This is a genomic window from Streptosporangium sp. NPDC053982 (genome assembly GCF_055585205.1).
Window position 1 is genome coordinate 130,175 of the sequence record NZ_JBVJKQ010000003.1, and the last position, 11,919, is coordinate 142,093.

Below are 11,919 nucleotides of genomic sequence, written 5' to 3' on the forward strand. Positions count from 1 at the left end.
GTCCCGTGCCCCGTCCCGCCGCCGCGGTCCAGGCAGCGCTCCGAGCCGTGCCCGTGCGGGCACGGCTCAGGGGGCGGCGGGCAGGACCACCGAGAAGGCCGCGCCTCCGCCCGGGGAGGTCCGCAGCTCGATCCGGCCGCCGTGCGCCGCCACCAGCGACCACGCGATGGCCAGGCCGAGCCCCGCTCCCCCGTCTCCGGTCCGGGCACGGGAGCCGTCGGCGCGGTAGAACCGGTCGAACACCCGTTCCGCCTGCTCCGGGGTGAGACCGGGACCGCGGTCCTCGACCACCAGGACCGACTCCGCGCCTGACCTTCCCACCCCCACGCGGACGGGCGTGCCGTCCGCGGTGTGCGCGACCACGTTGCCGATGAGGTTGCTCACCACCTGGCGCAGCCGCGCCTCGTCCCCGAGCACCGGCCCGGGTCCGGGCGCGCCGCCCCGTGGGCCCGTCAGCTCGACCGGCCGGTCCGGCGCCAGCGCCCGCAGGTCGAGGAGGGCGTCGGCGGCGAGCGTGCGCAGGTCCATGGGGGCGAGCTCCAGCGGGAAGGCGTCCCCGCCCTCGTCCAGCCTGGCCAGCAGGAGCAGGTCCTCGACGAGCCGGGTCAGGCGCCCCGCCTCGCTCTCGATGCGGGCCATCGCCGGCGCCACGTCGGCCAGGCCGCCCATCCGGTAGAGCTCGGAGAATCCCTTGATCCCGAAGAGCGGGGTGCGCAGCTCGTGGCCCACGTCGGCGACGAGGCGCCGCAGCCGCGCCTCCGACTCCGCCCGCGCGGCGAACGCCCGTTCGAGCTGGCCCAGCATGCCGTTGAGCGAGTCCGCGAGGCGTCCCACCTCGGTGCCCGGACCCGCGTCCCGGGGGATCCGCCGGGTCAGGTCTCCCGACGCGATGGCCGCGGCGATGTCCTCGATCCGGCGGAGCGGGCGCAACCCGGCCCTGATCGCGAACCATCCCGTCAGGGTGAGCAACGCCAGCAGGATCACCCCCGCGCCCAGGAGGACCGCTCGCAGCCTCCCCACGGTGGACCGCACCGCGCCGAGGGAGGCCGCGACCACCACGCCGCCGTCCGGCGCGGACCGGGCCGCCCCGGCGGGGGGCGGCGCCGGGGCCCGCCCGGCCGGAACGGGCAGGACGACGACCCGCCAGCTCTCCGGGCCGCGCCCGCCCGCGGCGTCGAAGGGGCGCCGGGCGCGGGCCGCGACCGCCCCGGCGTCGAGGACCGGCAGCTCGGGACCGTCCACGGCGGCCCCCGCGGTCCCCGGCCGCGACGGCAGGCGCGTCTCCTCCCGCACCGTGCCGTCGGGCGCCAGGCGGGCCAGATAGACCTCTGTGATCATGTCGAGGCCGGCCACGCGCCCCTGTACGGCGAGCGCCCCCGGTGAACGCTCCGTCCACATGCCGGGCGGAAGGGCGGCGGCCAGCCCGCCGAGCGTCAGGAGCCGGCCGTCGACACGTTCCACCAGGGTGGAGCGGAACCATTCGACCGCGAAGGACCCGCCGAGGGCGAGTCCCGACGCCAGCAGCGCGCTGGTGATCAACAGGAGCCGGGCGCGCAGCGACGGCCGCGCGGGCCGGAACCGGGGCCACCGGAGGACACGGGCGCGGCCGGCGCCGGCGAGACGGGAGGGCGAGCGCGTCATCACGGCACGCGCAGCACGTAGCCCACCCCGTGCACGGTGTGGATGAGCCGGGGGCCCGCGGCTCCGAGCTTACGGCGCAGGTAGCTCACGTAGGTGTCGACGATGCCGCAGTCGCCCGCGAAGTCGTACCGCCAGACGTGTTCGAGGATCCGCGCCTTCGGCACCACCCGGCCGGCGTTCAGCATCAGGTGGTGCAGGAGGCGGAACTCGGTGGGCGACAGCCGTACCGGGTCGCCGGCCCACAGGACCTGATGGCCCTCCGGGTCGAGTTCGAGATCGCCGACGACCAGGGTGTGCGCGCCGGGGAGACCGGCGCGGCGCAGGATCGCCCTGATCCTGGCGATCAGCTCCTCCAGGTCGAACGGCTTGGTGACGTAGTCGTCGCCTCCGGCCGTCAACCCGGCGATCTTGTCCTGCGGCGAGTCCCGGGCCGTGAGGAACAGGACGGGCACCGGGGGCCAGGTGAGCTCACGCAGCCGCCGCACCACCTCGAACCCGTCCAGGTCGGGCAGCATCACGTCGAGCAGCACCAGGTCGGGCGGGGAGTCCCGGACCGCGTCGACGGCTTCGGCTCCGGTCGCGGCCGACGCGACGGTGAAACCGGCGAAACGCAGGGTCGCCGACAGCAGTTCCCGCATCGTGGGCTCATCGTCGACCACCAGCAGCCGCTCCCCGGGACGCGGACGCCCCGGGCCGGACGCGCGATCGTCTGAGTTCATCCGTCCCTCCTCGTCGTCGGCGCCCCGCACGGCCGTCCGCGACGGCGGCCGGCCACCCCCGCCGGGAAGCCCCCGCGCCCGCGGCGCCCTCGCCCTCCCCCGACGGTACGGTGACCGCCACCGGGACGCGGGGAACGTGGGGAACGCGGCAGGGACGCCTCAGGCGTCGCGCCCGCGCAGGACGGCGAACGCGCCGAGCAGCGCCACGGCCACGTAACCGCAGAGCAGGGCGTATCCCGTCCACGGAGCCAGGAGGTCCGGATCAGGGCGCACGCTCAGCAGCCGCCCGCCCGCGTTCGCCGGCCAGTACTTCACCACGAGCTCCGCCGCCCACGGCGGGAGGAGCGGCGCCATGGCCGGGACCAGGATGCCCACCATGATCATGATCGTCAATGCCCCCGCCGTGGCGCGTACCAGGAATCCGGCCGCCAGCCCCAGCAGGGCCGTCGCCGCCGCCAGGAGCCCGCCTCCGGCGAGGGCGCGGCCCACGCCGGGATCCGCGAGGGAGTATGCGGGGACACCCCCGGAGAGCAGCACCGCCCGCCCCACGACGAAGACGGTCAGGGTCGTCGCCCAGCCCACCGGCAACGCCAGGGCCGCGCAGGCCACGGCCTTGGCCGCCAGGAGGCGTCCCCTCCGGGGCACGGCCGTGAGGCTGCCCGGCATCGTGCCCGCGGCGTACTCGACGGTGACCGCCCGGAGCCCGAGGTAGCCGACGACGAGCTGGACGAACATCATGGAGCGGAAGACGGCGTCGAAAGGGTCGAAGCCCGCCCGCTCGGCCGCCGTGCTCTGCGTGTACTCCCTGATCCCCGCACCGGCGAAGAGCGTCGCGAACAGCGCGCCGGTCAGCACGACGGCGAGCGCCGTGACCCAGGTGGACCGCAGGGTCCGCAGCTTGGCCCACTCCGACCGCAGCAGGTCGGGGAACCCCGGCAGCCAGGGGGTGCCGGTGAGCGCGCCGCCGGCGTGTCCGGTCGTCGCCCCGGCGGACGCGCCCGCGCCGGACCGGCCGGCCCCGCTCCCGGCGATGCCCGCAGCGCCCGGTGCACGGCTCCTCACGGCCCGCGGATCCCTCACCCTCATCCTCGCCTCCCGTCCCGCGCGCCGTACTCGGCGTCGTCGCGCGTCAGTTCCATGAACACCTGCTCCAGGGAGGCCCCGCGCGACGTCAGCTCGTGCAGGACCACGCCCCGCGCAGCCGCCAGGCGGCCGACCTCCCCGGCGGTCATGCCGGTCACGACCAGCCCGTCACCCGCCGGGTCCTCCGGACCGGGTACGGCGGGCCGGACGACGGCTCCGGCGCCGGTGAGCTCACGGGCGAACTCCCCCGCGGCCGGCGTCCGCACCAGCACCTCGTCCGACCGGACGAAGGTCTCGAAGGGGGCGTCGGCGATCAACCGGCCGCGCCCGATCACGACCAGGTGGTCGGCGGTGAGCGCCATCTCGCTCATGAGGTGGCTCGACACCAGCACCGTGCGGCCCTGGGCGGCCAGCTCCCGCATCAGGGTGCGGATCCACACGATGCCCTCCGGGTCGAGCCCGTTCACCGGCTCGTCGAGGATCAGGACCCCGGGATCGCCGAGCAGCGCGGCGGCGATGCCCAGCCGCTGTTTCATGCCCAGGGAGAAGGACCCGGCGAGGCGCCCGGCCGCCGGGGCGAGGCCGACCTGGTCGAGCACCTCCCCGGCCCTCGCGCGGGGTATGGCGTTGCTCGCCGCGAGACACCGCAGGTGGTCACGGGCGGTTCGTCGCGGGTGGACCGCCTCGGCGTCGAGCAGCACGCCGACCGCGCGCATCGGCGCGGGCAGGTCGGCGTACCGGACCCCGAGGACCCTCGCCTCGCCGCCGTCCGGCCGGTCGAGGCCGAGGATCATGCGCATGGTGGTCGTCTTGCCGGCCCCGTTCGGGCCGAGAAAGCCGGTGACCTTCCCCGGGCCGACGTCGAAGGTCAGGTCCCTCACCGCGTCCACCGGACCGTGGCGCTTGCACAGCCCTCTCACCTCGATCATCGCGCTCCTCTCCGCGTACGGGTCTTTCCTCGCCGGACGAGGATGGCCCCGCCGGCCGCACGGCTCCGGAGAGGTTCTGTGAGATCCCTGTGAACCGGAGGGCGCCGAGAGGGTCCGGGGCGGCGAACCGGCCCCGGATGCCCCGTCTCCGGCCCGGGTTCCCAGGGGATTCCCAGATCCGGTCGCCCCCTGGGGGTCCGCCGGCGGCGCGGACGGTCCTTCCCGGTCCGCGTGTTGTGGAGGGTTGACGAGGCGCGCGGCGACGCCCCGGAGCAGACTCGGGCACGGGACGCACACGCGACACGGGAGACGGAGCGACACATGACCGGGGACGAGACGTTCTACCTGACCGCCGTCGAGATGGCCCGGCTGCTGCGCGCCCGTGAGATCAGCGCGGTGGAGCTGCTCCAGGCGCACCTGCGCCGCATCGAGGAGGTCGGCCCGCGCGTCAACGCGATCGTCACGCTGGTGGCCGAGCGCGCCCTGCGGGAGGCGGAGGAGGCCGACCGCGACCTGGCGCGCGGCCACTGGCGCGGACCGCTGCACGGCCTGCCCGTCGCGCACAAGGACCTCGCCGACACCGCCGGGATCCGCACCACGTACGGCTCGCCGCTGTTCGCCGGCCACGTCCCCGACGCCGACGCGCCCGTCGTGCGGCGGATGCGCGCGGCCGGGGCGATCACGGTCGGCAAGACCAACACCCCGGAGTTCGGCACCGGCTCGCACACCGTGAACGCGCTGTTCGGCGCCACCCGCAACCCCTACGACCTGTCGAGGTCGGCGGGCGGCAGCAGCGGCGGCGCGGCGGCGGCCCTGGCGAGCGGGATGGTCGCCCTGGCCGACGGCTCCGACATGGGCGGCTCGCTGCGAAACCCGGCGTCGTTCTGCAACGTGGTGGGACTGCGGCCCACGCCGGGGCGGGTGCCGTCCACCTCCGACACCGCGGCGTGGTTCACCCTGGGCGTGCCGGGGCCGATGGCCCGCACCGTGGACGACCTCGCGCTGCTGATGAGCGCGGTGGCCGGGTTCGACCCCGCCTCCCCGCTGTCGATCGCCGAGAGCGGCGCGGTCTTCGCCGGCCCCTGGGAGGAGGAGGACCTGTCCGGGGTGCGGATCGCCTGGAGTCCCGACCTGGGCGGCCTGCCTGTCGACCCGGAGACGGCGAGGGTCACCGCGGAGGCGCCGCGGGTGTTCGAGGGGCTGGGCGCCCGGGTGGACCGGGTGGACCTGGACCTCTCCGACGCCGAGGACGCCTTCCGGACCTACCGGGCCTGGTACTACGCGCTGTCCTACGGCGACCTGCCGCCCGGCGGCCTCGGGGAGAACGTCCGCTGGAACGTCGAGCGGGGCCGCGAGGTGACCGGCGCCGACCTGGCCAGGGCCGAACGGCTGCGCAGCGGCCTGTACCGGCGGATGAGCGCCTTCTTCGAGACCTACGACCTCCTGCTCGCGCCGGTCAGCCAGGTGCCGCCGTTCCCGGTGGAGGAGCCGTACGTCACGGAGGTCGCCGGGCAGGCGATGCCCGACTACCTGGCGTGGATGCGCTCGGCCTACTGGATCAGCGTGCTGCACGCCCCGGCCGCGTCGGTGCCGTGCGGCTTCACCTCCGGCGGGCTGCCGGTGGGCGTGCAGCTCGTCGGGCGGCCCTTCGCCGACCTGCGGGTGCTGCGGCTGGCCCGCGCCTTCGAACGGGCCACCGGCCACCACCTGCGCCGCCCGTCCTTCCGCTGACCGCCCCGCCCCGGACCCCCGCACCCCGGTTCCCGGGGCGGCGGGTGACGGTCAGCGGTCCAGCGGGCCGCCGTAGCCGGGGAGCGGGCCGTACGGTTCCTCGCCGCCGAAGGGGCGGCGCAGCGGCGAGTCGCGGTAGCCCGCGACGGCCTCCAGCGCGAAGAACAGACCGGCGGCGAGCGTCGGCCAGACGTAGAGCACGCCGTGGGCGGTGAGGTTCAGCGGCCCCGGCACCAGCTGCACCCCCGCCGGCGCGGACCCGGCCACGTCCGCCGCGCCGAGGTTCACCGCCCGGCCGACCGCCAGCGCCAGGTGGGAGCCGAGCAGGCCGCCCACCGCCAGGCCGAGCACCGTCGCGACCGGGCGGCGGCGGCGTGACAGCGCGTATCCGGCGACGCCGCAGGCCAGGCCCAGGACGCCGGTGACGACGGCGAACCAGCCGTCGGCCGCGATGAGGGTCTGGGTGGTGGAGTCGGCCAGGACCCTGCCCTGCCCGGTCACCGCGTACGGCGGGCGGGGGGCCAGCAGCGACCACACGGCGCCGGCAGCCACGCCCAGCACCGCGAGCGCCAGCACCGTGACGGCGAAGTCACGCACGTGTCGCAATGTGGTTCCCCTCACGCTCTGTACTGATGCGCCCGATGTTACCCATGACCCGCCCGGTGCTCCCGGTGAGCGGGGGTGAATCCCGTTAGGCTGTCCGGGTGAGCGAAGAGGTATGGCTGATCGAACCGTCCGGGCCGCTACGGGGCGATGTCGAGGTCCGCGGGTCGAAGAACGGCGTGTCCAAGCACATGGTCGCCGCGATGCTGGGCATCGGGGAGAGCACGATCCACAACGCCCCCGAGGTGGGCGAGGTGGAGATCACCGCGCGGATGCTGCGGGCTCTCGGCATCAATGTGGAGATCACCTCCCGGGCGATCACCATCGCCCAGGGGGAGCAGATAAACCCGCACGTCCCGGCGGCGTTCACCGGTCTCAACCGGATCCCCATCCTGATGCTGGGCCCCCTGCTGCACCTGGCCGGTGAGGCGTTCGTGCCGCTGGTCGGCGGCGACCCGATCGGGCGGCGGCCCGTCGACTACCACGTCGAGGCGCTGCGCGCGATGGGCGCCGAGGTCGAGGTGAGCGACACGGGGGTGTACGCCAAGGCCAAGCGGCTGCGCGGCACCCGGCTGGAGCTCCCGTACCCGAGCGTGGGCGCGACGGAGACGGTCCTGATGTCGGCGGTGCTGGCCGAGGGCAAGACCGTCCTCAAGGGCGCGGCCATGGAGCCCGAGGTCGTCGAGCTCGCCCTGTTCCTGCAGCGCATGGGCGCGCGCATCGAGCTCAGCCCGGACCGGCGCATCGTGATCGAGGGCGTGGAGCGGCTGCACGGCGCGTCCACCTGGCTGAACGGCGACCGGATCGAGGCGTTCTCCTATCTCGCGGCCGGGCTCATCACCGGCGGCGAGGTACGGGTGCACGGCTGCCCCCAGGACCGCCTGGTCACCGCGATCACCACCCTGGCGCGGATGGGCGCCGAACTGGACATCACCGACGACTACGTGTCGGCCTCGGCCCCGGACGGCCTGCGGGCGGCGGCGGTGCAGACCGACACCCACCCGGGGTTCATGACCGACTGGCAGACTCCGCTGATGGTGCTGTTCACCCAGGCCCAGGGCATGTCCGTGCTGCACGAGACGGTGTTCGAGAACCGCCTGGTCTACGTGCCGGCGCTGCAGAGGATGGGCTGCGAGATCGAGGTCTTCGACGTGTGCCTGGGCGGCCCGGCGTGCCGCTACCACGACACCAACGCCAAGCACTCGGCGGTCGTGCGCGGCGTGTCGAAGCTGCGCGGCGCCGACGTGACGCTGCCCGACATCCGGGCGGGCTTCTCGGCGGTGCTGGCCGCCGCGGCGGCGGAGGGCACCTCCACGCTGCGCGGGGTGCACCACATCGAGCGGGGATACCACCGCCCGTTCGAGCAGTTCGCCTCCCTCGGGCTGAAGATCAGCAGAGAGAACGCCCCCGAAAAGTAAAATCTTCCGGCCCGGTGTTTGGCTTTGATCAACCGGACGCACGTTACTATGCGTGACATCGCCACCACCGGAGGTGAGACGAAGCCTCATCGCCTGCCTGCGGGGCCTGCTCGTCTGCGGTGTGCTCGGCGGGTTGCTGGCCGCCGCCGCGGCGATGCCGCTGGCGGGCGGCGCCGGGCTGGCCGGCAAGGAGGTGGCCGCCACCTTCGTCGACCTGCCGCCCAGCCCGCATGAGGAGCCGCTCCCCCAGCGGACGGTCCTCCTGGACCGCAACGGCCGCAAGTTCGCGCAGTTCTACACGGAGAACCGCACGGTCGTGCCGCTGGAGCGGGTCGCGCCGGTCATGCGGCAGGCGATCGTGGCGATCGAGGACTCGCGCTTCTACGAGCACGCGGGCCTGGACGTCAAGGGGACGCTGCGCGCGCTGATCGCCAACACCCAGGCCGGCGGGGTACGGCAGGGCGGCTCCTCGCTCACCCAGCAGCTCGTCAAGAACATCCTGGTGGAGAACGCCGAGACCGACGCCGAGCGCGAGGAGGCCAGGGCGCCGAACCTCAGGCGGAAGATCATCGAGCTGCGGTACGCGCTGGCGATGGAGAAGAAGTACAGCAAGGCCGAGATCCTGGAGCGCTACCTCAACATCGCCTACTTCGGCGCGGGGGCGTTCGGGGTGGAGGCGGCGGCCCAGCGGTTCTTCTCGGTCCCGGCCTCGGAGCTGAGCCTGCGGCAGGCCGCGACGCTGGCCGGGGCGGTGCGCACGCCGTACGCCACCGACCCGTCGCTGGGCAGGCAGCGGCGGATACGGCTGCGGGAGCGCCGGAACATCGTGCTGGACCGGATGGCCCAGCTCGGCATGGTCCCCCGGGCGCAGGCCGAGGAGGCCGAGCGGTCCCCGCTGAAGATCCGGCTGAAGTCCGAGCCGGGCGGGTGCGCGGGCAGCGACTACCCGTACTTCTGCCTGTACGTGCATCGGGAGCTGCTGAACAACCCCGTCTTCGGCGCCGGGCGCGCCGAGCGGGAGCGCCGCCTGGCCAGGGGCGGCATCGTGCTGCGCACCACGCTCGACCCGGCCGCCCAGCGGGCCGCGCAGCGGGCGATCTCCGCGCGGGTCGGGGCCAGGGACACCGAGGTCGCGGCCGAGGCCATGGTGGAGCCGGGGACGGGACGGATCCGGGCGATGGCGGCCAGCAAGAAATACGGCCGCAACTCCGGCAACGCCAACGACGGCCCCCGCACCACCTACAACCTGCCGGCCGACGTGGCGCACGGCGGCGGCCTGGGCTTCCAGGCCGGATCGACGTTCAAGGCGTTCACCCTGGCCACCGCGCTGAAGCAGGGCTGGCGGTTCGACGACGGCTTCGACACCCCGGGCAGCTTCACCCCCGACCACGGCTTCACCGACTGCCGGGGGCGCAAGGTGAACGACCCCGGCGCCGAGATCCTCAACGCCAGCGGGGAGGGGACCGGCGGGCCGTACAGCATCTCCACCGGCACGTGGAAGTCGGTGAACATCTTCTACATGATGCTGGAGCAGCGGGTCGGGCTGTGCAACGTCGTCACGACGGCCAGGTCGCTCGGCGTCGCCCGCGCGGACGGCAAGCCGCTGCGGGAGGTGCCGACCTTCACCCTCGGGGTGAACGAGATGGACCCGGTGACGGTCGCGGCGGCGTTCGCCGCGTTCGCCGCCCGGGGCCGCTACTGCCACCCGATGGCGATCACCGAGATCTCCGAGCAGGGGGGCCGGCGCATCCAGGTGCCGCCGAGCTGTGGCCGGGCGATCGAACGCGACGTGGCCGACGCGGTCAGCCACGTGCTGTCGGGGGTGTTCACCAAGGGCACCATGACGGGGCAGGGCATCGGCCGGGACGCGGCGGGCAAGACCGGCACCAACAACGGCTACACCTCGGCGTGGTTCGCCGGCTACACCCCGGACCTGGCCGCGGCGGTCAGCCTGGGCGACATCCGCGGCTCCTACCGCTACCCGCTGCGCGACGTGACGATCGGCGGTGAGTACTACGGCGCGGTCCAGGGCGCCTCCCTGCCGGGCCCCATCTGGGTGGCCTCCATGGAGGCGGCGCTGCGCGACGTCCCGGAGCGGCACTTCCACACCCCCGACATGCGGCGCTTCGGCGGGGGGCACACGCCGGGCCTGGAGAAGGAGGAGGACGAGAAGAGACGGCGGGAGGCGGCCGGCCGGGACGGCGAGTGGCGCGACGGGGACCGGGAGCCCATCGGCCGCCGGGAGGGCGGGTGGCGGCGCGGTCACCGGGACCGCCTCTCCGCCGAGCGCGCCTACCGGGTGTGGCGGGAGGAGTGGCGCCGCTGGCGGCGCGGCCACCGCTGACCCGCCCCGCTGCTCCCCGCCCGGACGGTCCCGCCCCCGCCCGGAGGCCGGGCGGGCTCACCCGGTGGGGACGGACGGGGCGGATCCGTCCGGGGAGTCGCCCGGCGTCACGGGTTCGGCCGTCGGAGCCGGCCCCTCGGACGCGGCGCTCCCATCCGGCGGGTCGGGCCGGTCCATGGACCCGAGCCCCTCGCCGATCCTCCGCAGCTCGCGCCCGACCGCCTCCGGGCCGCCGAGGTCCCCGGCGTAGGACGGGCTGAGCATCACCTCGGCCCGCCGCGTGCCCCCCAGGTCGAGGAGGAGGGACGGGGTGCCCGGCCCCCCGTCCTCGTCGACCCATTGGTTCACCAGGTACGCGGTACGGCCGCCGACGGTCACCTCCTCGCCCTCGCCCCGGTCGCGGTGGTCCCGCAGCCGCTCGTCGAACTCCCCGGCCGCCGACCCCTCGTGGACGAAGATCTGGACGCAGTAGGGGCCGTTCTCGTCGCCGTCGTAGTTCCAGGCCGTGGTGTACTTCTCCGCCCGGTCAAGCCACCAGTGGGTCCAGCGCAGCCTCGGGGGCAGGTAGGTGACCTTGACGTGGCCGAGGACCCGTTCGTTGAAGACCCGGGAAGACCCGGCCGGGCCCGTGGCGACGGCGGAGGGCCCGTCGCTCGCCGTCACCGGCGCGGGGCCCCGGGTGAGGAACAGGTGGACCGGGACCACCGCCGCGACCACGGCCACCGCGACGGCCAGCGCGGCGCGCCCGGCCCGCCGGGTGTTCCCACCGCGGGCGGAACGCATGACGCGCTGGGCCAGATCCGGCGCGGCGCGCAGCTCCCGTGTCTCCTCCGCCATGACCCGGCGCAGGATCTCCTCAAGAGCAGGCACTTCCGAGCACCCCTTCCAGTGACTCGTGGCCGACGGCCGTCCTGAGCTTCGCGAGAGCCTTCGACGCCTGGCTCTTCACCGTGCCCGCCGAGCAGCCGAGGATCTCGGCGGTCTGCGCCTCACTGAGGTCCTCCCAGTACCGCAGGACGACCACGGCGCGCTGCCGGGGCGGCAGCGCGCGCAGGGCGTCCATGAGCATCCCGCGCAGGTCGAGGTCGACCTCCCGGGCCGGCCTCTCGGGCGGGGTGTGGGTGGGCAGGATCCGCAGGATCGCCCGGCGCCGGGCGCGGTTGATGGCGGCGTTGACGATGACGCGGCGGACATACGGTTCCGGATTGTCGTGCCGCACCCGATCCCACCTGCGGTACGTCCGTTCCAGCGCCGTCTGCAGGAGGTCCTCGGCCTCCCGCTCGTCACCGCACGCGAGGTGGGCGACGCGCAGCAGGCTGGTGCCCCGCGCGGCGACGAACGCGACGAACCCGTCGTCGTCGGGACCGCTCATCCCTGTTCGTCCGATCTCATGTCCCCTCAGACAACCGGGCCGGGCGGAAGGTTGCCCGGTACCCGCGACCTGCCTGACC

At 74.6% G+C, this 11,919-nt stretch carries 10 protein-coding genes; 3 read left to right on the forward strand and 7 right to left on the reverse strand.

Annotated elements, in window-relative coordinates; translation table 11 throughout:
• Positions 1–66 precede the first annotated feature (66 nt).
• The 4 genes from ACZ6W9_RS05895 to ACZ6W9_RS05910 form a co-directional block, all read right to left on the reverse strand.
• Entirely contained in the window at positions 67–1,641 is a 1,575-nt protein-coding gene (locus tag ACZ6W9_RS05895) for a sensor histidine kinase (protein WP_389954626.1), read from the reverse strand.
• Positions 1,641–2,360, reverse strand: a complete 720-nt coding sequence (locus ACZ6W9_RS05900) for a response regulator transcription factor (protein WP_470116802.1) — start codon at positions 2,358–2,360, stop codon at positions 1,641–1,643. The genes ACZ6W9_RS05895 and ACZ6W9_RS05900 overlap by 1 nt, the downstream gene beginning before the upstream one ends.
• Before the next feature lie 159 nt (positions 2,361–2,519).
• Positions 2,520–3,422, reverse strand: coding sequence for a hypothetical protein (locus ACZ6W9_RS05905; protein ID WP_470116803.1), 903 nt, complete (start codon positions 3,420–3,422; stop codon positions 2,520–2,522).
• Between the two features lie 20 nt (positions 3,423–3,442).
• Positions 3,443–4,372 carry an ABC transporter ATP-binding protein gene (locus ACZ6W9_RS05910; protein WP_389954633.1) on the reverse strand — a complete coding sequence of 310 codons (930 nt, stop codon included), beginning with the start codon at positions 4,370–4,372 and terminating at the stop codon, positions 3,443–3,445.
• A gap of 321 nt (positions 4,373–4,693) precedes the next feature.
• Here ACZ6W9_RS05910 and ACZ6W9_RS05915 point away from each other — a divergent pair, with 321 nt between their 5' ends.
• Positions 4,694–6,103: an amidase gene (locus tag ACZ6W9_RS05915; protein ID WP_389954637.1), complete on the forward strand. Its 1,410-nt coding sequence runs from the start codon at positions 4,694–4,696 to the stop codon at positions 6,101–6,103.
• Positions 6,104–6,154: 51 nt separating this feature from the next.
• On the opposite strand, the gene ACZ6W9_RS05920 is transcribed toward ACZ6W9_RS05915, so the two are convergent.
• On the reverse strand, positions 6,155–6,700 hold the full coding sequence (locus tag ACZ6W9_RS05920) for a hypothetical protein (protein WP_389954640.1): 546 nt from the start codon (positions 6,698–6,700) through the stop codon (positions 6,155–6,157).
• Positions 6,701–6,807: 107 nt separating this feature from the next.
• Between ACZ6W9_RS05920 and murA the strand changes: the two genes are divergently transcribed.
• Entirely contained in the window at positions 6,808–8,124 is a 1,317-nt protein-coding gene (murA, locus tag ACZ6W9_RS05925) for a UDP-N-acetylglucosamine 1-carboxyvinyltransferase (protein WP_389954643.1), read from the forward strand.
• Between the two features lie 73 nt (positions 8,125–8,197).
• Entirely contained in the window at positions 8,198–10,468 is a 2,271-nt protein-coding gene (locus ACZ6W9_RS05930) for a transglycosylase domain-containing protein (RefSeq protein WP_470116804.1), read from the forward strand.
• Positions 10,469–10,525: 57 nt separating this feature from the next.
• Here ACZ6W9_RS05930 and ACZ6W9_RS05935 read toward each other — a convergent pair whose 3' ends face one another.
• Together ACZ6W9_RS05935 and ACZ6W9_RS05940 are read right to left on the reverse strand one after the other, a co-directional pair.
• Entirely contained in the window at positions 10,526–11,338 is an 813-nt protein-coding gene (locus ACZ6W9_RS05935) for a hypothetical protein (protein WP_389954648.1), read from the reverse strand.
• Positions 11,325–11,840 (reverse strand): SigE family RNA polymerase sigma factor, encoded by a 516-nt coding sequence (locus tag ACZ6W9_RS05940; protein WP_389954651.1) that lies wholly within the window; start codon positions 11,838–11,840, stop codon positions 11,325–11,327. The genes ACZ6W9_RS05935 and ACZ6W9_RS05940 overlap by 14 nt, the downstream gene beginning before the upstream one ends.
• Positions 11,841–11,919 lie beyond the last annotated feature (79 nt).

Coding starts and splice junctions, on each gene's coding strand:
- ACZ6W9_RS05895 (WP_389954626.1), bottom strand. CDS start 1,641: ATGACGCGCTCGCCCTCCCGTCTCGCCGGCGCCGGCCGCGCCCGTGTC.
- ACZ6W9_RS05900 (WP_470116802.1), bottom strand. CDS start 2,360: ATGAACTCAGACGATCGCGCGTCCGGCCCGGGGCGTCCGCGTCCCGGG.
- ACZ6W9_RS05910 (WP_389954633.1), bottom strand. CDS start 4,372: ATGATCGAGGTGAGAGGGCTGTGCAAGCGCCACGGTCCGGTGGACGCG.
- ACZ6W9_RS05915 (WP_389954637.1), top strand. CDS start 4,694: ATGACCGGGGACGAGACGTTCTACCTGACCGCCGTCGAGATGGCCCGG.
- ACZ6W9_RS05940 (WP_389954651.1), bottom strand. CDS start 11,840: ATGAGCGGTCCCGACGACGACGGGTTCGTCGCGTTCGTCGCCGCGCGG.